Source organism: Streptomyces sp. NBC_00249, from assembly GCF_026342355.1.
Classification (GTDB): domain Bacteria; phylum Actinomycetota; class Actinomycetes; order Streptomycetales; family Streptomycetaceae; genus Streptomyces.
The window spans coordinates 288,002-309,875 of sequence record NZ_JAPEMV010000006.1 but is presented as its reverse complement, the minus strand read 5'-3'; the positions used below and the strand labels follow the sequence as shown (position 1 = coordinate 309,875).

General features: G+C 69.4%; 16 protein-coding genes and 6 pseudogenes. 14 read left to right on the top strand and 8 right to left on the bottom strand.

Going from position 1 to position 21,874, the window contains the following annotated elements; all coding sequences use genetic code 11:
• Positions 1 to 403: 403 nt before the first annotated feature.
• Entirely contained in the window at positions 404 to 1,288 is an 885-nt protein-coding gene (locus OOK31_RS26265; RefSeq protein WP_267089808.1) for a DUF6454 family protein, read from the top strand.
• On the opposite strand, the gene OOK31_RS26260 is transcribed toward OOK31_RS26265, so the two are convergent.
• Positions 1,260 to 1,871: a class I SAM-dependent methyltransferase gene (locus OOK31_RS26260; RefSeq protein ID WP_267089807.1), complete on the bottom strand. Its 612-nt coding sequence runs from the start codon at positions 1,869 to 1,871 to the stop codon at positions 1,260 to 1,262. The genes OOK31_RS26265 and OOK31_RS26260 overlap by 29 nt on opposite strands.
• A 463-nt stretch (positions 1,872 to 2,334) precedes the next feature.
• On the opposite strand from OOK31_RS26260, the gene OOK31_RS26255 reads away from it, so the two are divergent.
• From OOK31_RS26255 to OOK31_RS26235, 5 genes and pseudogenes are all read left to right on the top strand, one after another.
• Positions 2,335 to 3,006, top strand: a complete 672-nt coding sequence (locus tag OOK31_RS26255) for a LysR family transcriptional regulator (RefSeq protein WP_267089806.1) — start codon at positions 2,335 to 2,337, stop codon at positions 3,004 to 3,006.
• Between the two features lie 418 nt (positions 3,007 to 3,424).
• Positions 3,425 to 4,105 carry a CatB-related O-acetyltransferase gene (locus OOK31_RS26250; protein WP_267089805.1) on the top strand — a complete coding sequence of 227 codons (681 nt, stop codon included), beginning with the start codon at positions 3,425 to 3,427 and terminating at the stop codon, positions 4,103 to 4,105.
• Positions 4,102 to 5,037 (top strand): virginiamycin B lyase, encoded by a 936-nt coding sequence (locus OOK31_RS26245; protein ID WP_267089804.1) that lies wholly within the window; start codon positions 4,102 to 4,104, stop codon positions 5,035 to 5,037. Before OOK31_RS26250 ends, OOK31_RS26245 begins: the two co-directional genes overlap by 4 nt.
• 89 nt (positions 5,038 to 5,126) lie before the next feature.
• Positions 5,127 to 5,429 carry a YciI family protein gene (locus OOK31_RS26240; protein ID WP_267090019.1) on the top strand — a complete coding sequence of 101 codons (303 nt, stop codon included), beginning with the start codon at positions 5,127 to 5,129 and terminating at the stop codon, positions 5,427 to 5,429.
• Positions 5,430 to 5,495: 66 nt separating this feature from the next.
• Positions 5,496 to 6,167, top strand: a pseudogene (locus tag OOK31_RS26235) (GNAT family N-acetyltransferase); the annotation flags it as partial.
• Positions 6,168 to 6,454: 287 nt separating this feature from the next.
• On the opposite strand, the gene OOK31_RS26230 reads toward OOK31_RS26235, so the two are convergent.
• A complete protein-coding gene (locus OOK31_RS26230) occupies positions 6,455 to 6,883 on the bottom strand; it encodes a hypothetical protein (RefSeq protein ID WP_267089803.1) in 429 nt (142 codons plus the stop codon).
• 496 nt (positions 6,884 to 7,379) lie between these two features.
• Here OOK31_RS26230 and OOK31_RS26225 point away from each other — a divergent pair, with 496 nt between their 5' ends.
• Entirely contained in the window at positions 7,380 to 8,465 is a 1,086-nt protein-coding gene (locus OOK31_RS26225; RefSeq protein ID WP_267088385.1) for an IS630 family transposase, read from the top strand.
• An 18-nt stretch (positions 8,466 to 8,483) separates the two neighbouring features.
• Here the strand turns inward: OOK31_RS26225 and OOK31_RS26220 are convergent, their stop codons facing one another.
• Positions 8,484 to 9,713 carry a GNAT family N-acetyltransferase gene (locus OOK31_RS26220; RefSeq protein WP_267090018.1) on the bottom strand — a complete coding sequence of 410 codons (1,230 nt, stop codon included), beginning with the start codon at positions 9,711 to 9,713 and terminating at the stop codon, positions 8,484 to 8,486.
• 20 nt (positions 9,714 to 9,733) lie between these two features.
• Between OOK31_RS26220 and OOK31_RS26215 the strand changes: the two are divergent.
• Positions 9,734 to 9,985, top strand: a pseudogene (locus OOK31_RS26215) (IS1380 family transposase); the annotation flags it as partial.
• Positions 9,977 to 10,192, top strand: a pseudogene (locus OOK31_RS26210) (cation transporter); the annotation flags it as partial. The pseudogenes OOK31_RS26215 and OOK31_RS26210, both read left to right, overlap by 9 nt.
• 390 nt (positions 10,193 to 10,582) lie before the next feature.
• Here the strand turns inward: OOK31_RS26210 and OOK31_RS26205 are convergent.
• Positions 10,583 to 11,209 (bottom strand): hypothetical protein, encoded by a 627-nt coding sequence (locus OOK31_RS26205; protein ID WP_267089802.1) that lies wholly within the window; start codon positions 11,207 to 11,209, stop codon positions 10,583 to 10,585.
• Positions 11,203 to 12,714 carry a hypothetical protein gene (locus OOK31_RS26200; protein ID WP_267089801.1) on the bottom strand — a complete coding sequence of 504 codons (1,512 nt, stop codon included), beginning with the start codon at positions 12,712 to 12,714 and terminating at the stop codon, positions 11,203 to 11,205. The genes OOK31_RS26205 and OOK31_RS26200 overlap by 7 nt, the downstream gene beginning before the upstream one ends.
• Before the next feature lie 520 nt (positions 12,715 to 13,234).
• On the opposite strand from OOK31_RS26200, the gene OOK31_RS26195 reads away from it, so the two are divergent.
• From OOK31_RS26195 to OOK31_RS26180, 4 genes and pseudogenes are all read left to right on the top strand, one after another.
• The gene (locus tag OOK31_RS26195) at positions 13,235 to 14,488 is read left to right on the top strand and encodes a sensor histidine kinase (RefSeq protein ID WP_267089800.1); all 1,254 of its coding nucleotides are present in this window, start codon (positions 13,235 to 13,237) and stop codon (positions 14,486 to 14,488) included.
• Positions 14,485 to 15,186: a response regulator transcription factor gene (locus OOK31_RS26190; protein ID WP_267089799.1), complete on the top strand. Its 702-nt coding sequence runs from the start codon at positions 14,485 to 14,487 to the stop codon at positions 15,184 to 15,186. Before OOK31_RS26195 ends, OOK31_RS26190 begins: the two co-directional genes overlap by 4 nt.
• Before the next feature lie 236 nt (positions 15,187 to 15,422).
• Positions 15,423 to 16,628, top strand: coding sequence for an alpha/beta hydrolase (locus OOK31_RS26185; RefSeq protein ID WP_267089798.1), 1,206 nt, complete (start codon positions 15,423 to 15,425; stop codon positions 16,626 to 16,628).
• A gap of 103 nt (positions 16,629 to 16,731) precedes the next feature.
• Positions 16,732 to 16,986: pseudogene (locus OOK31_RS26180) on the top strand (amino acid transporter); the annotation flags it as partial.
• Between the two features lie 51 nt (positions 16,987 to 17,037).
• Here OOK31_RS26180 and OOK31_RS26175 read toward each other — a convergent pair.
• Positions 17,038 to 17,627, bottom strand: a pseudogene (locus OOK31_RS26175) (MFS transporter); the annotation flags it as partial.
• Positions 17,628 to 17,721: 94 nt separating this feature from the next.
• Positions 17,722 to 18,734, bottom strand: a pseudogene (locus tag OOK31_RS26170) (glycoside hydrolase family 15 protein).
• A 358-nt stretch (positions 18,735 to 19,092) separates the two neighbouring features.
• On the opposite strand from OOK31_RS26170, the gene OOK31_RS26165 reads away from it, so the two are divergent.
• Positions 19,093 to 19,752 carry a CPBP family intramembrane glutamic endopeptidase gene (locus OOK31_RS26165; protein ID WP_267089797.1) on the top strand — a complete coding sequence of 220 codons (660 nt, stop codon included), beginning with the start codon at positions 19,093 to 19,095 and terminating at the stop codon, positions 19,750 to 19,752.
• Between the two features lie 37 nt (positions 19,753 to 19,789).
• On the opposite strand, the gene OOK31_RS26160 is transcribed toward OOK31_RS26165, so the two are convergent.
• Positions 19,790 to 21,409 (bottom strand): alpha/beta-hydrolase family protein, encoded by a 1,620-nt coding sequence (locus OOK31_RS26160; RefSeq protein ID WP_267089796.1) that lies wholly within the window; start codon positions 21,407 to 21,409, stop codon positions 19,790 to 19,792.
• Positions 21,410 to 21,874 lie beyond the last annotated feature (465 nt).

Genomic DNA, 21,874 nt, shown 5'->3' with positions numbered 1-21,874 from the left:
TCCCAGGTCGTGGTCCGGGTCCCGCCCAGCAGTGCAAAGGGCAAATACCAACCGGCCACGGACAGCTGGCAGCGCAGCCGCAGTGGGCAGGACGGGCGGGGATGATCACGCTGCCTAAGCGGTCAAGATGATCACGGGACACGGACTGTCACCCATCCGAGTACCCGAAGGGAACGGGCGTTCCCACGCTGGGATGTTCGGTGTGAAGCAAGCGGGGCCACCCCGGGCGCAACAGCGCGTCCCAAAGGGACACGACTCGATACGGACCCCTCGCGGGAGTCCGCTCATCAGGCAACGGCCGACGATCCCCGCCGGGATGCCGTGCCCCGGCGCTGCGGGCATCGTTCCCGTTACGGGCTCGGGGAGAACTCGTTCACCGGTGATGAGCCTTTCTGATTCCGTGGTGTCCGCGGGTGTGTGTGACGACTCGAACGAAGCCGTCGTCGTGGCGGTGCGGCAGTTGACCCGGAGCACGCCCTGGGCGGTGGTCGGGCGGGCGCCGCTGGACTTCCCCGCTCACCACCCTCAAGGCGTCACGCGCGGCCATGACCACCGCCTGTACGTGTCAACGGCGGAGATCACCGAGCCGACCCGCTTCCACGACGGGCCGGTGGACGGCTACGACCGAACTCCCGGCCGGGGCCAGGGACATGTGTTCGTCACAGACGCCGACGGTGCGGCGCTGGGCCGGGTGAGCGTGGGCGAGGGGACGATCTACCACCCGGGTGGTATCGACTTCGACGGCGAATCACTATGGGTGCCGACAGCGGAATACCGGCCCGACTCCCACAGCATCGTCTACCAGGTGGACCCCGACACTCTGGAAGTGCGGGAAGCCTTCCGCTTCGACGACCACATCGGCGGAATGGTGCGCGACCGCCACAGCGGCCTGCTGCACGCCGTCACCTGGGGTTCCCGGCGACTGCTCACCTTCACGGTCGACGGGAAGCTCACCCACCGGGTCGACAACAAGAGCCACTTCGTCGACTACCAGACCTGTGTGACCGCGGGCGGCGGCCACATGGTGTGCACGGGCATCGCGGAATACCCCCTGGCCGGGGCCGGCGTCTTCAGCCTCGGCGGGATCGCCGTCGTCGACATCGCCTCCGGCCGCATCGAGCACGAAGCGCCGGTGACCGTACTCTCACCGGCCGGCCGAGTGGTCACGTACAACGCGGTGCACCTGGAGACGGACGGGCGCGTCCTTCGGATGTTCGCCGTCCCCGACGACGGGGAAACGGCGGGCGAATCGCACCTGATCACCCTGGAGACACCGCTGGCCCCATGACCCGGACAGCGAGGAAGAAGAGCCCCTCGAACATCAGCTCGCCGTTCAGCTCCGAGCAAAGGCTCTGCGGGGTGAACCGGCGCCGGTAGATGGGGTACGTGGTGTCGGCGACGGAGCGCAGCTCTGTCTTCTCCTCGTGGAGGTCGCCGTCGCTGCGTAGGTCGATCACGATCAGCTCGCGCGCCGTACGGCGCGCCTCGGCGAGGAACACGGCCCGCTCCGCGGGCCGGAGCAGTCCGTAGAAGTTCGCGGTGACGATGCGGTCGAAGGCGCTGGCGGTGAACGGCAGGGGCGGGAACAGGGCCCGGACACGCTCTGCCCAGGGCGCCCGGGCGTGGGTCAGCTCGAGCATCTCCGCGCTCTGGTCCAGGGCAACGACCGGGCCGCGCAGAAACTGGGTCCACACGCCGGTCCCGCATCCCACGTCGAGCACCCGCCCTTCGGGCAGCGCGGTGAGCAGTTTCCCGATGTCGGCGGTTTCCCGGTCCAGGCCGGCGTTCACCACGGGATCGCCGCGGTAGCTGGTCTCGTCGTAGACCGGGGCACGATGCCGGTAGTACTGCTCCCGCACTAAATCACGCATGCCCCGACAGCTACCCCCGCCCGAACGACAGGCAAACAACGGGCGTCCTCCCGCCGGGGGAAGGGCCGGAAAGAGCCGTTGGCCGACGGGCATGGGAGGTGACACTGCGAGGGCAGCCTGCCGTGCCCACCAGTTTGGCGCCGGGAGGTCAGCCCTTTCCGAAGCTTCCGGCGATGGCGTCGGCGTCGCACTGGCGCCATTCGGTCCGGAAGGTGTTGCTCATGTTCTTCACGTTCCCGCCGTGGGAGCGGAGCCGGCCTTTCCGTGCCGATTGAGCGCCTGCCTCCCGCTCACCGGGTGCCGCATCGGCAGGGCGCTGCGCAGCTGCCTCAGGCGTTCGACCCGGTGTGCCGCCCCGTGTCCGACCTCAGTGATCACAGCCTCCCGCCAGCAGAGCTCCCGACAACAATTCTTCCCGCAAGGCGCGTTAACCTGACGGCCAATAGGGCAGAGGGAGGGCCGCGTGGAGATCAGAGACATCGAGATCTTCCTGACGCTCGCAAAGGAGCTGCACTTCGGCCGGACAGCCGAACGGCTGCACGTCACCGTGGCGCGAGTCAGCCAGGCCATCAAGAAGCAGGAACGGCAGATCGGCGGCGCGCTCTTCGCCCGCACCAGCCATCACGTCAGCCTTACCCCGCTCGGTCAGCAGTTGCACGACGATCTGCTTCCGGTGCACCGCGGTCTTCAGCGGAGTCTGGAACGGGCCGCGCTGGCCGCGAAGGGGAGGACCGAGGTGCTGCGCCTGGGCATGACGTCCAGTAACGTCGAGGACCTGAGGCCCGTCCTCGACGAATTCTCATCCCGCCACCCCGCCTGCACGGTGCAGATCCGCGCCGTGGGATACAACGACCCTTTCGCCGCACTGCGCCACGACACGATCGATGTCCTGCTCGCCTGGCTCCCCATCAGGGAACCCGACCTCACGGTGGGCCCGGTTGCCTACACCGAACCCGTCGTGTTGTGCGGCCGATCCCCCGAGGGCCGGCGGCAGTCGACGGCACGCAACTACTCGCCATCGTCGCCAGCGGGCAAGCGGTGTGCCCCGTGCACGCGCACGCGCTGCGCTACTACGGGCGGCCTGACATCGCCTACATCCCGATCCATGACGCCGCGCTCAGCCGCTGGGCCTTGAGCTGGCACACGAGCAGCGAGACCGAGCAGATTCGCGGCTTGGCCAAGGTCGTTGAAGACCTCGGTCCGATGTCCCTGTGACCCCAGGTCGGCGAGCCGGCTGCACACAGTTCAAACCGGAGGCGTAGAAGAGCTCGCCTCGTCGCCCCCAAGCTCTAACGCGTGTTGCAGCCGCTCCGTCCGACAAAGATCGGCCGTTGCTCCCGGGCCGCCCGGTAGGCATGCTGGGTACCGAGCCGGGAGGCAGCCTCCCGCAGGTGACATGAGCCGGCATGAGGCCGCAGGACCGGCCCCGCTCAATTCGGCCGACGACCCGAAGGGCGTGGACCGCGCGCGGAAGGCGCGTACCTCATTGGCCATAGGGCCTCGCCGCCCGGGCTCCGCCCGCCGAGCACGAACCCCCACGGAGAGATTCCCGCGTGACATCTGACCCGAACGCTGCCCAGGCACCTGACCCGGCCACCATCCATCCACTCCCCGCCCACGAGCGGGTCGTCTTCCTCAAACCACTGGTTGCCGGGACGAACGTAGTGGTGGGTGACTTCACCTACTACGACGACCCCTACGGGGCGACCGACTTCGCGCAGCGCAACGTGCTGTACGCCTACGGTCCGGAACGGCTGATCATCGGCAAGTACTGCGCGATCGCCACGGGCACCCGGTTCCTGATGGCGGGCGCCGACCACCCGTCGATGGGGGTGTCCACCTTCCCCTTCACCATGTTCGGCGGGGAGTGGACCGAGCAGACCCTCGACCTCGTCACCGGCATGCCCAGCCGCGGGGACACGGTGGTCGGCAACGACGTGTGGTTCGGATACGGAGCCACCGTGATGCCGGGGATTCGGATCGGCGACGGCGCGGTGATCGCGGCCGGAGCGGTGGTCACCGCCGACGTGCCGCCATACACCATCGTGGGCGGGAACCCGGCCAGACCGATCAGACAGCGCTTCGACGACAGCGACATCGAACGGCTCACACGGGCCGCCTGGTGGGACTGGCCCGTCGAGCTGGTGACCGCGCACGCCCGCACCATCATGGCCGGATCCCCGCAGGACATCGAGCGCATCGCCACCGCCGAAGGTCTGGAGCAGCAGCAGTGACGCCCCCGGCCATCGAGGAGTACGCGGTGTCCGGTCGCGACAGCGGCCCGTACGCGATCACCACGGGCGCGGACAGCGCGCTGTGGTTCACCATGGTGCACAACGGCAGGATCGGCCGGCTGGTCCCGGGGCAGGAGCCGACCAGTCATCAGCTCGCCCCGGACTGCGGTCCGACGGTCATCTGCAACGGGCCGGACGGTGCACTGTGGTTCACGGAGTACCGGGCGCACCGGATCGGCAGGATCACGACGGCCGGCCGGGTGTCGGAGTTCTCGCTGCCGACCGCGGAGTGCGGTCCCTTCGGTATCGCCGCGGGGCCGGACGGCGCGCTGTGGTTCACCGAGACCGCCGCCGACCGTATCGGCCGCCTCACCACCGAGGGAACGGTCACGGAGTACCCGCTGCCGCGCACCGGCGCGTTCCCTTCCGCGATCGCGCCGGCCGGGGACGCGATGTGGTTCACGATGAACCAGGCCAACGCCATCGGGCGCATTGGCATGGACGGCCGCATCACGGTCCACGAACTGCCCACCGAGGCGGCCGCACCGGTCGGAATCGCCGCGGGCCCGGACGGAAGCATCTGGTTCACCGAGATCGCGGCCGGTCAGATCGGCCGGAGAACGCCTGACGGCCGGATCACCGAGTACCCGCTGCCCGACCGCTCGGCCCGGCCGCACGCCGTCACCACCGACGCCGACGGCACGGCGTGGTTCACCGAGTGGGGCGGCAACCGGGTCGGCTCGGTCATCTCCGACGGCACGGTCACCGTCCATGACCTGCCCACCCCGGCCTCCGAGCCGCACGGGATCACGGTGGGCCCGGACGGCGCCCTGTGGACGGCCCTGGAGACAGGCGCACTCGCCCGCATCAAACCAACTACCACCAGAACCACCATCACCACCAAGCACACCGAACAGAGGAACGCCTCATGAAGTACGCCCTCGTGATCTTCGAGACACATGCCTCACGCGCCCGCATCCGGACCGACCGCGACGCCCACCGGAAGGCGTAGGACACCTGGATCAGCGAGCTCGCAGCAGCGGGCAAACTGGCGGGCGGTGACGCGCTCGACTCCGAGGACCAGGGCCCCGTCACCGTGCGCAAGACGGCGGACGGGTCCGCAGCGGTGACCGAGGGACCGGTGCACAGCGGCGAGGAGACCCTCGGAGGCTGGTTCGTGCTGGAAGTTGCCGACCACGCCGAGGCCATCGAGCTGGCCCGCGGCTTCCCCACCCCGGAGGCGCTCGAAATCCGCCCCTCCTCGAATCGGCCTGAGCAGCATGCGGCCCTCGACGCCCTCTGCCCGGACACCCGGCGTGCCTGACCAGCACGATGCGCCGGGCCCGGAACGCTGCGTCCGTTCACAGGAGTTGAATGGACACTGACATCGGTGAGCTACCGACCTCTGACCGGCCCCGAGGAGATCGACCTCTTCTGCCGGCTCTCCTACGTCCTCGACCACGAACTGACCGACGACTTCGCCGGCGGCTGCCGCCGCCCCGAGTGGGCCTGGGTGTGGCCCTGGACGGCGACCGTCTTCCCGGCGGGCGCAAAGCTGCCGGAGTACGGCCGCTTCGTCCCGCCCGACTGGCACGAGGACCCCGCAGCCCGCGAGGTGAATCGCGCACGCGCGTGCTGGAGAGCACGGGCGCACGGCTGCTGGTCGAGCGGCTGCGGCTGCAGTGGACCCCGTCGTCCCTACTCCCGGAGTCCAAGGGGCGTCTCGTCTTCCGCCCGGTGGCCGACCGCGAGAACCTCGTCGCCCTGATGGCCTCGGTCATGGCCGGGCACCCTCGACGCCCACGGCCAGGCGCAACTGGCATCCGCGCTGAGCCCGCGCGAGGCGGCGGAACGGCACTACGACGGAGAGTTCGCCGGGTTCAAGAGCCCGCACGCGTGGTGGCACATCGCCGAACTCGCCGACGGTGGCGGTCCAGTGGGCTTCGTGGTCCCGGCCCGCAACAACTACCACCCGATCACCGCGTACATCGGTGTCCTGCCCGCACAGCGCGGCAACGGCTACATCGACGAGATCCTCGCCGAGGGCACCCGCGTGCACGCGCCCGCCGCCGTGGTCCTCGGGGTCAAGGGGCTGGGGGAGATCACCATCGTGGGAGTCCCGGCGGCCATCGGGAACGCGGTGTTCAACGCCACCGGCAAACGTCTGACGGACCTGCCCATCCGGCTGGAAGCGCTGCTATGAGCGGCGGCCGGTGGCCGGTATCCGCGCCGGATGCCAGGTTGTCCTCACAGCGCGCCGTGCAGAACAGGCTTGACGTCAAGCAAAACCTGACCAGGACGACCGCGCTCGCGTTCCCAGGCGCGGACATCCCCGCAGAGTGCCCAGCACTACAACTCGGCGCCGGCCGGACCCGTCGTCTCTTGGGCCTCTGGTCCGCCGGCGGCGATGATCCTGCGCAGGATTTCGTGGTAACCCGGCCAGTCCTCGCTGCGAAACCACCAGTCCATCTCGACGACGCAATGCAGGTGATTCCGCATGTCCCGCAGCGCCGTCTCCTTCGCCACAGCCACAAGCCGACGGCTCTCCTCGCTGTCGGTCGCACCGTCAAGGACGCCACGAAGGGCCCTCTCCCAGTCGTAGACCCACCCCGAGTCCCCAACCGCCTGGTGGCCGCTCATGTGGTAGCCGATGGCCAACAGGTCTGACTGCCGGCGCGTTAGCTCTCCCCCGAGAACCCAGGAAACAGCGACCGCGGCCGCCTCCTGAACCAACTTCACATCATCAGGACTGTGATGGCCATAATCGCCATAGTCCATCTCAACTATGATTATCACCCTATCCGGACCAAGGTTGGTGGCACGCCGCCCACACCCATGGGCACTTCGTCGGCCGGTGCCATGGAGACGCAGAAGCCCCAGGCCAGGACTTGAGCGCCGGTGCTCCCGACGCAGTCAGGCAGGGCCTCAACAGCTGCGCAAGTCCCCGGGCAACGAGCTGCCGCAACGCGGCAAGTGAACCCGGCCCTATCGGCCCCAGACGAACGGCAAGGTCGAACGCCTCAACGCTCCTGCTGGAGGAGAACCCAACTGAAAGGCGGAGGCTAGTGTCCTGCGTCAGTGATCCGTCGGTAGATCTGCCGCGCCTCGGCGACCGGGGTTCCGGACGTCGATCAGGCGCGTTGGCCGTTCGAGCCTGCGCCGGAACTACCTAGTGATCTGGTTTTGAGGTCTGGGCTCGCCCCATGAGGCGTGTTCTGTTTCAGATCTTGGGTTCTGCCTGACGGGGCCCGGATCGGTCCGGTGTCCTGGTGGGATGGGCGATAACAGGCTCCCGCCAGTGGTGCTGTCGGAGGCTGAACGACTGACGCTGGAGAGCTGGGCCAAGCGGCGTTCAACGGCGCAGGGCCTGGCCCAGCGCGCGCGGATCGTGTTGGCGTGCGCGCGTGGGTGGAACAACACGATGGTCGCTGCGCGGCTGGACACAGAGCGCAAGACGGTGGCCAGATGGCGGACCCGGTTCCTGCGGGACCGGCTGGAGGGCCTGGCGGACGAACCGCGGCCCGGGGTGCCGAGGAGCATCACCGACGCCCAGGTGGAAGAGGTGGTGGTCCGCACTCTTGAGGAGACCCCTGCGGGTGGGACGCACTGGTCGAAGCGGGAGCTGGCCAAGGTCGTGGGGATCTCGCCTGCGAGTGTGCTGAGGATCTGGCATGCGTTCGGTCTGCAGCCATGGCGGACCGAGACGTTCAAGATCTCACCGGACCCGTTCCTGATCGACAAGGTCCGTGACGTGGTGGGCCTCTACCTGGCCCCGCCGGCGAACGCCGTCGTGTTCGCGGTGGATGAGAAACCGCAGATCCAGGCCCTGGAGCGGACCGCGCCGGTGCTGCCGATGCTGCCCGGGGTGCCCGAGCGGCGGAGTTTCGACTACGTCCGCCACGGCACCGTCGACCTGTTCGCCGCGTTGAACACCGCGACGGGCAAGGTGATCACAAAACTGTCCGCGCAGCACCGGGCCGTGGACTTCCGGGACTTCCTCGACGAGATCGACCGCCAGACCGGCAAGGGCCTGGCGGTCCACGTGATCTGCGACAACCTCTCCGCTCACAAAGCACCCGTGGTGCACAAGTGGCTCCTGGCACATCCCCGCTTCCAGCTCCACTTCACCCCCACGTACTCGTCATGGATCAATCAGGTCGAGCGGTGGTTCGCCGAGCTGGAACGACGCTGCCTCGAACGCGGAGTGTTCTGCTCCCTCGACGACCTCAAGGCCGCCCTCGAGAATTGGATCAAGGTCTGGAACGATGAGGCCCGGCCCTTCAAGTGGACCAAGACCGCCGACCAGATCCTCGACCGCATCTGCCGCTACTGCGACAGGATCTCCAAACCAGATCACTAGGAGCTCCGGCGCAGGACACTAGTACGGGAGGTAGTAGCTGAGTACGTCGGCGGTGAGTGGAGGGAAAAGCACCTGGAACAGCTCCTCGTCCGCGGAGTAGACGTCGGGGCGGATCCGGGTCAGCCCTTCCATCCCGTGCGGGCCGAACAGCAGGGCGGCCAAATGGTCGGGCGCCACCCCGGCGCCTTCCACAGCTCCGGGCGACTGTATCGGGCCGCCGGTGACGACCTCACCGAGCCCGTCGGCGAGAACGGGAATCCGGTAGTGGGCGCCGAAGGTCGAGATGACGATGTCTCGGCCAGTGCGGTCGATCCCGGCCGTGGTGAGGCGCTGCCGGAACAGCGGACGCAGCTTGTCGAGCAGCGCTGCGACATCCGGGATGCGGATGTAGTACTGCTCTGCGTTCCGGTGCGGTTCGTGCTCGATGAACTCCTGCCACGCGTTGCCCGTCACGGTGCCTGCCCGATGGACGATCCGTATCCGGTCGCCGGGTGCCAGGGCGGCGACGCCGCTCAGGAGGTCGCGTGCCGCCGCCTCGTCGCGTGCCGCGGCCTCGGCCAGGAGCATCTCCTCACCGGGAGGCGTGGTGCGCGCGGTGGCAATGACCGTGTCGGCGTGCTCGAGAACCCAGAGGTTGCTCGCCTCGTGGTCCAGGAGCCATCGCCAGCACGCTGCCGAGTGTGGCATGGTCACGTCGAACCCGCTCTGGGCCGAGGCTTGCAGGGCAGCCATGGAGGGGATGTCGGAAGGCCGGGCGGCACGGAGCGTGGCCGTTCCCTCGCCAGGCGGCAGGGCGTTCACGTTCAGCGCCTGCGGTATGTCGATGGCGTACTCATAGCCGAACAGCCGGTAGAAGTACGGGATTCCGATCATCGCCTGGACGAGGTGGCCACGCGCGGCGGAACGCTCGTGAGCCCAGTGCATCAGCGCCCTCACGAGCCCGCGTCCCTCGTACTCGCTCTCGGTGGCGACCAGTTCCACCTGGCCGGCGGGCAGACGGACGCCTCCGATGCGCACCTCTTCGTCGAGGAGCGTCGCGGTGGACACGACCCGGTCGCCGTCGACAACCACGGCGCAGGCGGACAGGCCCGCGTCGGGGTCGGTGACCACCAGCCGGTGGTCGATCGCGTCGTCCGGCTCACCGCGCTCGGACAGGAGCGCGCCGATCTGCTCAAGATCTGCGGGCCTCGCCTGTCGCAGGGTGAGGCCGTCGGGCAACGAAACAGGTGCGGAATGGCTGCTGATCATGGTCACAGCCAGACTGTGGCATCGCCCAGTCATCCCGTCCAACAAGTTCTTCGCAGCTCGTCGTCAGCGCCGACGGGTACGGGGTGGTCAACCGCGCCGGCTGGCGTCTGCTCGCGGATCTGGCCGACGCCACCACGCTGACCAGCGGCTTCAGCAACGCTCTGCACCGGCTGCGGCCGCACGGGACCGGGTACGACCCGGGCCGCGTCGCGGTGGACCTGGCCGCGATGCTCGCCGACGGAGGCGAGGCGATCCGGGACTTGGCCGTGCTGCTCGTCTGTCTCCTCAACGCCACCCTCGGCTGGACCTGGGCCGACCCGATTGCCGCCCTCGTCATCTCAGCCATTGCCCTCAAGGAAGGCCGCGACCTCTGGCAGGGCAAGGACTGCTGCGCACCGACTGCGCAGGCCGCTGCGCCAGACCCTGTTGAGATTGCGGGCGGATGCGGCTGCAAGTCGGGCTGTGACTGCTGCGCCTGAGCCCTTGGAGCCTGTGGCGCATCGGGCCCCGGTCCGGCAGCCCCAGCAGTCTGCCGGCGGCCGGGCTGTACGGACAACGCCCGGCAGCACGAAGGCCCTGACCGCTCGGGGGCCAGGACCTTCGCATGCCTCGGGGAAAGCTCACGCGGCCCCGATGCCAGAGCGCGGAATCTGGGGCCGCGGACTGCATCGGCCCGACGTGGGGTCCAAACCGATGCACGCGTCGACCCGACCAACAGGGACGGCGGCGGGAAAGACACGGCCCGTCTCTCCGACCACCACAGCCAGCGTGATCAATCTCAGCGCCGACCACGGTTCCAGCGACCCCCGAGGCCGGATGAGGACGGCGCCGCGCTGGGGAAGGTCGTCGTCACGGAGCACGCGGCGCTTCTACGCGCTGCGGAACAGCGGTTTACCCTCCCGCAGTCGGCGGCATACCCGCTGGTAGCTCGGGCGGCGGAGCTTCGGCGGCCGTCCCTGCCTGGCGCGCTTCGCGCCGCCGTCGTACACCTGCGGGACGAGGATGTCGCGGGCCGCCCGAAGCTGCTCCTTGGGCGGGGAGTAGGACTCCACCTCCACCTCCAGCTCGCCCGAGCGGTAGGAGGCGGACTTGTCGTACAGCACCAGCGCCCGGGCATGCACCGCGCCCTCCACCTCGAAGGTGAAGTCGTTGTAGTAGCCGTAGACGATGCCCTCGGCCCGCAGGTCGCCCGCAACGTACACCGAGCCCCAGGAGACCAGGTCGCGGACCACCAGGTCGCCGAGGACCACCAGCATGCCGATGTCGGAGACGTAGTCGTCCAGGAAACCGTGCACGATCAGGTCGCCGTCGACGACCAGCGCGATGTCGAGGTCGAGGTCCTCCGGAACCACCAGATCGCCCTGGTGGTGGTACCACGCGATGCCCGTGTCCTGGAGGTAGTCGGCCATGTTCGCCTGGGAACCCAGCCGCTCGACCACCTCAGAGGTGTCGGCGATCCGGTCGAACCGGGCCCGCCAGGAGGACATGGTCAGCACGGGGTCTCCGTTCCGGCCCGGAGTGCCCGGACCTCCAGCATGGCGCGGGCCTGCGCGGCGTCCGAGGTGTCCGTGCCCGCCGCGATGGCGGCGAGCACGGGCTCGGGCAGGGCGGGATTCTTCAGCATGCCGTATTGGCGCACGCCCGCCTCGGCCCAGGTCAGCAGGATCTGGATCGGGGTCGCCGGGTTCTTGGCGATGTCGTTGAGGAGGCCGGTGTCCTCGGCGCGGGCGGGATCGCGGACGAATTCGGCGAGCGCCTCCGGTGGGGTGTGCCGGTTGGCGACGGCGCGGCGCAGGTAGTAGATCGGGCTGCGGGCCATGGTGGCGAGCACGTCCCCCAGCGGTTCGGTGTGCCGGGCGTCGTCGATCGCCGCGAAGCTCTCGATTTCCGCCTTGCCCGACACCGTGCCCGCACAGTACGTCAGCCCGAACTCGACCAGTAGGTCCGCGGGCCAGTTCGGCTGGTCCATCGCGTTGCCGGGGTGGAAATACGGCCACAGGCCCAGTGCGTGCAGTGCGCGCAGTGACTCGGGCGGGGTGGCGGGGTGTTCCAGCGCCGCATACGCGAGGCGCTGGACGTCCTGCTCCTGCCCGTGCGCGATGCTCTCGCTGTCACCGAACGAGCGCGTGATCGTGTCGACGAGCCGGGCGAGGGTCTCGGGCGGGGCCGTCGTGTTCTGGCTGATGGCGGCGAGCACGGCCAGGCTCGGGTCGCCGGCCAGTTCGGTGAGCTGCCGGACGGGGGTGAACGCGTTGGCCGCCGCGGCGGCCCGGACGCACGGTTCGGGGTCGGCCGCGAGCCGGGCCAGCACGGCCGGGGTGCGGTTGTGGTACTGCTGGCCCATCAGCTCCCGGACGCGGGTGTCGGGGTCCTGCGCCAGGGCGTCGAGCAGCGGCGCGAGTTCTCCTGCTGAGCGCTTGTTGACGGCGGTGCGGCGCACCCCCGGGTCCGGGTCGGTGAGGTCCGCGTCGCCGGCGTGGCCGAGTGCGGCCACCACCCGGCGGACCCGCTCGTCCGGGTCGGTGGCGAGGGCCCGCAGGTGCTCCGGCCGGGCGTCGATCCGCCGGACCAGGGTCAGCCGGACTTCGGCGGAGGTGTCGGTGACCAGCAGCGCGGCCACCTTGCGCGGGAGTCTCTCGCGCCCGGTCAGGGCCCGGCGCACTGCTGCCGATCCGTCCCGGGCCAGCGCTTTGAGCGCCGTCTTGGGGGTCGCGCGGTGCACTGCCACCACCCGGCGCACCGACTCCTCCGGGTGGGCGGCGAGCTCGGCCAGCCGCTCGGCCGAGGTGGCCGGGTGGGCGGCGAGCGCGCGCAGCACCGCGAACCAGTCGGGGCCGCCCGCGACGGCCCGAACGGCCACCTCCTCAGCCAGCTCGGCCGGCAGCCCTATCCGGGACGCCACGATCCGGGCCGGCCCCGGAGCCTGCGCTGCCAGCTCCCGCAGCCGTGACAGCGGTGTGGCCGGGCGCCACGCCTCCGCGACATCGCCGTCGATGTCCATCCGCACCCCTTCTTGACGCGCCGCCCCGGGTGGGTGGCCCGGGCCGGGCGCCAGGCTGCCCCGGTGCGCCCGATGGGTCGCATCCGGGGACGGCATCGACGTCACCGACCTGGGGAGGATCCTGACACGGGGCTCTGACAGCACCTCACACGGTCCGCCCGGATGGTCAGACCGGGTGTTCACACAGCCGTTGGTGGTTCGTCGGCAGGCGTTGATCGGCTCCGGGGCGCCGGGCGGCAGCGCGGCGTCATGTCGTGGGCCTGCTCGACAAGCGTCTCGTCCCCCTGAAGAGCTACATCCAGATATGGCTCTCCAGCGGGATGCTGGCCAAGGGGCCGCTCCGTAGGGTCGTTTCAGGGATCTCGGAATGGAAGGCGTCATGAACGAGTGAAACGATCTGTGCGGCTGCGTCGGGGGTTGCGGGCCACCTTCGTCACCGCGCCTCTGTGTGTCGACACGGTCGTTGAGCGCCTGGCTTCCGGACCGCACCGGGGTGGGTGCGATGTCCGATAATGAACACGTGCCCGAGACGACCGCTGCGATGGCAGACCTCCCCAGCCTTCGCATCCTGCGGGCTGACCTCATCACCATACGAAGCTGCCCCATGCCGCCGCTGGCCTGGCCCCGTTGGCTACGCTGGCTACCCCACGGCCTCGTGTTGCTCGCAGCCGCTCTGACTGCCGCGGCGGCGGGCGCGACCGCCCCGATCTCGGCCGTCGGGCACGCGGCCATGCTGGTGGTGGCCCTGCGCTGGCCAACGTCCGCCTGGTGGCTGTCGATGGCCGTCGTCACCGGTATCACGTTGGAGTATCCGCCCACCCACGACACTCAGATCTACGTGTGGATGGTGCAGGCAGGGGTCCTCTTCCTTCTCGCGCTGCGGGTGCGCTTGCTCTCGGCGATCACTGCGGCCGTACTCAGCACCCTGCTGGCTGTTCTGCTGAAGCTGTCCGGCTGTTCCGTCGGCTCATGGAAGATGATCACCGGGGCCCTCGCGTTGTTCGCTCTGGCCGTGCTCATCGGAGCCGTGGTACGCGGCCGCCGCGAGGACCACGCACGCCTCACCGAGCAGATCGCCGCCACGGCCCGGGAACGAGCACTGCGCACTGTCCTGGAAGAGCGCACTCGGATCGCACGCGAGCTGCACGACGTCGTGGCCCATCACCTGTCACTCATCTCCATCCAAGCCGATGCCGCGCCCTATCGGGTCCAGGCTCCACCACCAGAACTGGTCACTGAGCTGGCCTCGATCCGCGCCAACGCCCTGGAAGGACTGGCCGAACTGCGCCACATGCTGGGTCTGCTGCGGTCGAACGGCCCCGGCGACAGTACGACCGGCACCAGCCCGCAGCCCTCCCTGGCACAGCTTGACGGGCTGCTCGGCAACGTACGCGCTGCCGGCCTTCCCGCGACCACCCGGATCGAGGGCACTGCCCGCCATCTGCCCCCGGGCGTGGAACTGTCGGCCTACCGCATCATCCAAGAAGCCCTCAGCAACATTCTGCGCCATGCTCCCGGTGCCGAGACGAGCATCGAACTCACCTATGCATGCGATGCGTTGGGCCTGAGGGTCGTCAACGGGCCTGCCGCGCTCCCCGCTGCCCCCTCACCAGGGGCCGGGCACGGTGTCATCGGCATGCGGGAGCGCATCGCAATGCTCGGCGGTGATTTGGCCATCGGCCCCACCCCCGAAGGCGGCTACGAGGTCAGCGCGGTCCTGCCCGCCCGTACCGCGCCCGCCGCCGGCAAGGAGATCAAGGAGATCGACGTATGACCATCCGTGTGCTCATCGCCGACGACCAGGCCATGGTCCGGGACGCCTTCTCCGTCCTGCTCGGAGCCCAGCCCGACATCGAGGTCGTTGCCACCGCCGAGGACGGATCGCAGGCCGTCGCCTGGGCTGGGGAACTGGCACCCGACGTGATCGTGATGGACATCCGGATGCCCGGCCTGGACGGCATCGAGGCCACCCGCCAGATCACGTCGACGCCCGGAACATCGACGAAGATCCTCATCCTGACCACCTTCAACCTCGACGAGTACGTCTACGAGGCACTGCGCGCCGGGGCCTCCGGATTTCTGCTCAAGGACGCCTCCGGCATCCAGCTCGCGGAAGCCGTAAGGGTAGTGGCCCGGGGCGAGGCTCTACTTGCACCCGACATCACCATGCGGCTCATCGCCGAATTCTCCCGCGTGAGTCCTGGTGCCAAGCGGCCGACCGGCGTGCGCATCGATGCCCTTACCGACCGCGAGACCGAAGTTCTCGCACAGGTGGCACAGGGCCTCTCCAATGCGGAGATCGCCCAGGTGCTGGTCGTCGCCGAGGAGACGGTCAAGACGCACGTGGGCCGCATCCTGCGAAAGCTGCAGCTGCGCGATCGCACCCAGGCCGCCGTCTTCGCCTACGAATCCGGCCTGGTCGCCCCCGGCGACGCGGCCCGCTGGGCACCGTCGCTTCGGGCCGCCCCGTAGCCCGGCGTGCCCATGCCGCTCCCAGCCCCTGGACAGTCCCGACCTGGGACGGCATGCGGTCTTGCCTGCCGACAGCCGGAACGGCTCCTTCGGTGTCGGCGTAGCCCTGGAGAGCTACGCGGCAGGTTGGCCCCTCCGGGGGACGCAGATCACCGGCCCTGAAAGCGAACCTTGTGGCGTCCACTCCGGAGGCACCGTCCGCCTCCCGCACTACGCCCACCCCAAGGAACGCAACCATGTCCATAGTCCGACGCCCGGCACCTGCCTCGCAGGCCGCGCCTCCTGGCAGGATCAAGAGGTTCCTGCGTGTCGTCGCCGCTTCGATCGCCTCGATCTTGGCCTTCCTCACAGGCGCGATCATGCTGGGCGCATACTTTCCGGCCATCCCCAAGGCCGGCGTGATTGGCCCGGTCGTCGGCGGACAGTACCCCTTCCAGGTGGCGCTCCTCGCCCTGGCCGGCGCTGCCCTGGCAGCCCTGGCTTGGCGCAGCGGCCTGGTGCGCTGGGGGCGTGTCCTCACCGCGGTGACCGCTCTGTCGACCATCGCCGGTCTGGTCGTCGGCAGCATTCAGTTCGTTGCCGCTCGCGACGCCGGTACGAAGATCTCCTTCAGCCAGGTCTTCGGCCAGCTCGCCTCCTCCGGGGGTGCCACGCCGGACACAACCCAGATTTATGCCACCCGTGACGGCGAGGCACTCGAAGCAGATATATACCTGGCCAGGAAGGGCCGGGGGAACAAGGCGCCGGCCATCGTGCTCGCCCATGCCGGAGGCTTCCACACCTTCGACAAGAGCGACCTGCGTGGTACCGGCCGTTGGCTGGCGGACCACGGTGTGGCCGTGATAGCGGTCGATTACAGGCTGGCCTCCCCCGACCGCCCCACGTGGGACAAGGCCCCGCACGACCTCATGTCCGCCCTGGGCTGGGTGCAGCACCACGCCGACCAGTACGGCATCGACAGCTCCCGTATCTCGCTGGGTGGCATGTCGGCCGGCGGCACCCTCGCCATGAACACCGCTTACCGCCTTCAGAACGGCACCATGCAGGCCACCGACGGGACCACCCCGAAGCCGCCATTCTCGGTGGTCGGCTTCTACCCCGGCACCGATGTCACCACCATGTGGAAGGACGACGTCGCGGGCACCCGCGAGGCCGCAGAGCTGTTCACGGGCGGCACGCCTGCCCAATACCCCGAGCGATACCGCGAGGTCTCCCCGACCACCGACATCCGGATGGGTCTGCAGCGGACACTGCTCGTCGTGGGAGACCGCGACCGCAGCTCCCGCCCCGAAACCATCAAGGACTTCGGCGCCTCGCTCCGAGCCGAAGGCGTCGATATCACGGTGGAGGAACTGCCTTTCGCCGAGCATGCGTTCGATGACGTCTACGGCAGCCTGACCTCACAGACCAGCCGCCAGATGCTCCTCGACTTCCTCAGCTAAGACGCGTAGCACCGTCCTGCGGTCGCGGTCGCGGCACGATCTCAGCCAGGCCTCTGTGCGAAGTCAAGCTTGGGCCGGGCGGTTGGAGATGGGGCAACGGGCGCGCGGAGCGGTGCTGCACGGCCGCTGTCGTGTCCTCACCCTGGAGAGCTCCAGCATTCCCGACGCTCGGGCTGCACTGTTCCTGCACGTCTGGAAAACGACTGGCCAGCGCGTTCACATCTACTTCGAGTGGACTGAGCGCAACCCGATGGCCAACCGCCTGAGCTTCTTCCTCTTCGGACCGGGCGAGGTCGCCCCCGTCACCCGCGAGGCCGAACCGGACCGCTCGCGCGGCCCCCACGTCCACGTCGGCTGACCCCGGATCCGGCGTCAAGTTGCCGACAGGAATCGCGCTGGTCCCTCGCCGCCAGACGTTGTTGTCGGCCGCCAGGATGCCCATGACGACGAGGACGAGGCCGGCGGCCGAGAGGACGGCTCCGGCGGTGTCGAAGGGGCGTGTCGGATCCGGTGGCAGGGGATCTTCGATGTGGCGGCTCAGCACGATGATCAACGCGATCACCAGGGCCTGGAACACGAACGCGGCCCGCCAGCTGAGCCACGAGGTGATGAGCCCGCCGATCAGCGGACCTGCCGCAGCGCCGATGCCGCCCAACGCCATGATCGCCCCGAATGCGCGGGCCCGGGAGGCCATGTCCGTGAAGAGGAGCGTCGTGAGGATGTACACGGGCGGGATGAGCAGGGCTGTACCGACACCCTCGAGGATCGAGTTGCCGAGGATCAGGACGCCCAGGCCCGGGGCGGCGGCGCTCAGCAGGGCGCCATCCCGTACACGACGAGGCCGGCCAGGAAGCAGTGCTTGCTGCCGTAGCGGTCGGTCAGCCCCCCGCCGGGGATCATCAGCGCGGCCATGACGAGCAGGAAGATCGTGATCGCGACCTGAACGCCCTGCACGGTGGTGTCGAGGTCCTGGCTGATGTCGTTGATCATCACGTTCATGTTCGAGCCGGCGAAGCTGCAGATGAACTGCGCGAGCGCGAGCGGGGCGAGGACCCGTCGCTGTGCCGCCGACGGATGTCTGGACGTACTTGCATCAGCCACCGGCTTCGCCTCCGCGCGTCGGAGGGCGAGGGCGTCCGGCGCCGGCTCCCGGCCGCGTCTCCGCCTCGTCGAGCTGTTCGTCGAGGGCCATGGCCGCAGCGACGAGGGCGAGATGCGTGAACGCCTGGGGGAAGTTGCCGAGCTGTTCGCCCGAAGGCCCGATCTCCTCGGCGAACAGGCCGACGTGGTTGGCGTAGGTGAGCATCTTGTCGAAGGCGTACCGGGCCTGGTGGAGCCTGCCGGACCGCGCCAGAGCCTCGACATAGAGGAAGCTGCAGAGGTTGAAGGTCCCCTCCGAACCGCGCAGGCCGTCGGGGGAGGCCGCAGGGTCGTACCGGTAGACCAGGCTGTCACTGACCAGCTCCTGGTCCATGGCGTCGAGGGTGGTCAGCCAGGCCGGGTCCCGAGGAGACAGGAAGCCGACCCGGGGCATGAGCAGGAGCGAAGGGTGATCGCCGAGCGGTTGACCATGTCCCGCCAGCGGCCGCGGTAGGTGGAAGGGCGCAGCCACGCGTGCCAGAAGGGGCGGCAGGCCTCCAGCTCATCGGCGATGCCGTCCAGCGAGGGCGCGTGCGGTACGGGGCCGCCGCTCGCGGCGCTGGTCAGCACGACGGCGGCGATTTCGCCGGCCTCGAGGGCGAAACGGGCCGTGATGTCGTCCCCGTCGGTCTGCAGTGTTACGGGGCCGGTGGCCGGGACGGTGCCCTCGATCGGTTGCATGAAGTCGGCGACCTCGCCGACGCCATCGGGAGTCAGGAAGCGGTTGACCAGGACGGCGGTGTCGGAGAGGTACAGCTGGCGAACCGTCCCACCACTCTCGTCAGGGAGCTCCGCGGCGAGCCGGCAATGGCCTCCTCGTTCACTGTCCAGGAGCGAGCCGAAGATGCTGGGGGAATCGAAACGAGGCGTGCACCACCAGTCGATCGTTCCGCCGGAAGTCACGAGCGCGGCCGTTTGAAGATCGCCGACCACACCGTGGTCAGCGATGGGCAGGTAATGGTTCACAAGCCCTCCTTCGCCTGGCCGAAGGACCCCGGAGGCTCAGGAAGGCTGTTGCCGACCTGCGCGAGGCGAGTACTCGATGTCCCTGGGACCGTGGCCCCACCGATTGTGGGGCGCGGCAACGCCGCCGGAAGCGGGACGTGGACGTTCGCGATCGAGCGCCTCGGGGAGGTGCCCGGTAGCGTGGGGCCAGGGGAGGGTGAGACGGACCGCGGGCGAAACCGAAGGACAGACCCTCATGCCCTGCCGCGACCCCGACGATGCCGAGCGGCGCGAGGTACCAGGGCGCCGTGCCGCGGGCGGCATACCGCGGAGCCGATGCCTCAGACGGATCGGCACCTGGCCGGCCGTAGGACTCACGGTGGCTGTTCTCGTCGCCGCGAACCTGGTCATGCACGTCTGGAGTGGCTTGTTCGGCCTGGTGACGGCCGTCGTGGTCAGCGTCCTGCTGCTCGGTGTGCTCCGCTGGGCCGGCGGTACCCGGGCGGACGCGGGCCTGGCGCCCGGCACACTGGCCCGCGGTGCCCGTTGGGCGCTGGTCCTCATCGGCCTGGTCGGCGCCGTCTACCTCGTGGGGGCCCTGTTGCCGGCCACCCGAACGCTGTTCGAGGACCGGCGGTACGACGGGATGAGCGGGAGCGAGCTGATGCTACGTGTTCTCGTGCTGGTCCCCGTCGGCACCGTCCTGGTGGAGGAGATCGCCTTCCGCGGCGTGCTCTACGGTCTGGTGTGCCGCGACCGCGGGGCGGTATGGGCGACCACCGTGTCGAGCCTGCTGTTCGGCCTGTGGCACGTGCTGCCGTCCCTGCACCTGGCGACGGCGAAACCCGCCCTGACCACGGTCTTCGGCGACTCCGAGCTCGGCGGCGCCCTGGCGGCCGTGGCGGCCGTGCTGTTCACGGCGGCAGCGGGCGTCCTGTTCTGCGAGCTGCGTCGCCGCAGCGGCAGTCTGCTGGCTCCCATGGGCCTGCACTGGGCGGTCAATGCGTTGGGCTACGTGGCCGGGTTCCTGCTGCGCTGACCGCGCGGCGGCAAAGGCCCCGTGGCGGTCGGGCGGCTCAGCCCTTCGGGCGGATGATGTCCCTCAGCCGGTCCAGGTCCTGCGCCGTGAATCCGGTCGGCCGCATGACGGTGTTCCAGCCGTCGACGTACGCGGCCTTGTACGTGTGGCCGTGGCCGTCCGGTACGCCCGTGGAGAACGGCAGATCGGCGGTGACCTGCCAGAAGGTCAGGAAGGGCATCCAGACCATGGCGTCGAGCACGTCTTTGCCGGGTGCCTCTCCGATCCAGTCGGGTTCGGAGAGGGCAAGGCCGGGACTCCACCAGACGATCGGATCGGAAGGGTGCATGAGGTACAGCACCCTCGTGCCGTCCCACTGCCGGTCCGTCGGAGGCATCCCGGTGGTCGGGTCGTCGGTGAACCGGACGGTCCGCCCCTGCTTGTAGACGGGCTCGATCTCGGGGCTCCCCGCGTCGCGGTGATCGCTGAACTCGCGGAACAGGGTGTTGAAGTTGGGCGGACCGGCGAACAGGGTGCCGGCGGTGCGGTTGCGCAGGTCGTACTCCCCGCTGAAGGCCGTCTCACCGCCGAACGATCCCAGGCTCTCACCTGCTACGAACAGCCGCGGACGCTGGTCCTGGGGCAGCTTGGACCAGGTGTCGTAGACAGCGTCGAAGAGTTCGCGGCCGGCCTCGCGCGCCTTGGACTGGTCGACGAGATAGGACAGCCACGACGGCAGGTACGAGTACTGCATCGCCACGGTGGCCGAGTCGCCGTTGCCGAGGTACTCGAACGAGTCCACAGCGGCGGGATCGACCCAGCCGCTTCCCGTGGTGGTCATCACCAGCAGGTTCGCGCGCTTGAATCCGCCCGCCCGTTCGAGGTCCGCGACGGCTCGCTCCGCCCGGCTCTCCGTGTCGTCGGAGGTCGACAGTCCGGCGTAGGCCCGGACGGGCTCCTGCGCCGGGCGGTGGGTGAACGCGCCGATGTCCCGGGCCGACGGTCCGCTGCCGGTGAAGGCCCGGCCCTGCCGGCCGAGCGTGTCCCACGGCACCAGAGAACCGGGCCCGCCCGAGCGCAGGGTGGACGCGGGCTGGTGCACGCCTTCCGGCGTCTGCGTGTCACGCACCGAGAACGCCTCGTTTGCCGCGTTCACGAAGCCGCTCAGCAGCAGCCCGCTGAACACGGACCAGGCCAGACCCGCCACGAGGAGCCAGCCGACCACCCGCGCCGCTCGCGGGCCGATCCAGCGCCCGAGCAGGCGGGCGGCCCAGCGGTACAGGCGCCGGAGGCCCCTTCCGGCCAGCAGCAGGAGCCAGAAGACGAGAGCGGCGACGAACGGGCAGGCAACGGCGGTGAGGACGTTGTATTCGGTGACCCCCATGAGTCCGCGGATCTCGTGCTGCCAGTACTGTCCGAGCCCGAACGCGACGCCGAACAGCACGATCGTGCAGACGAGCAGGAGGAGCCATGACCTGCGCGAAGGGCTCCGCGCGTCCCGGTCGGCGAAAGCGCGCCACACGTAGGCCGCGACCACGCCGAGCCCGTAGCCGATGGCCGCGCTGATGCCACAGACCAGCCCTTGGAGGATGCCTCCGCGGGGAAGCAGCGACGGAGTGAAGGACAAGCACGCCAGGACGAGCGCGCCCCAGCAGCCGGGCAGCGTGACGTGGGGCAACCGGCGTCGCTTTCCGGAGCCGGGGGACGGCTCGACGCGCTCGGCATCCCCTGGAGCGTCGTCCCCGGCCCCGGCCGTCTCCATGCCGCCAGGCCGGTCCACCCGGCCGTCGTCCTTGCGCGACGGTGGCCCGTCCGACGGAGACTGCGGAGACGCTGGCGGGTCATGAGTCATGGCTGTCCTCCGGGGCAATGGTCCCAAGGCCCGGCCTGCCGCGCCATCCGGGCCACTGCCCCGAGTCACCCACGAGCCTGACCGCCACGAGCCTGACCGCATCCGCGTCCCGTGCGGCCGATCAGGCGTCCACGACGGACATGCCGCGCACGGTGACCGCTCGTACCCTGAAGGGGAATGTCTGTGGAGGCGAAGAGGAGACGGCCCGCGATGCTGCCCGGCAGGGCATGGGCCTCATCCCGGTCAGCGGCGGGCGCGACGACGTTGGTTTCCTCCCAGGCGGACTTCAGC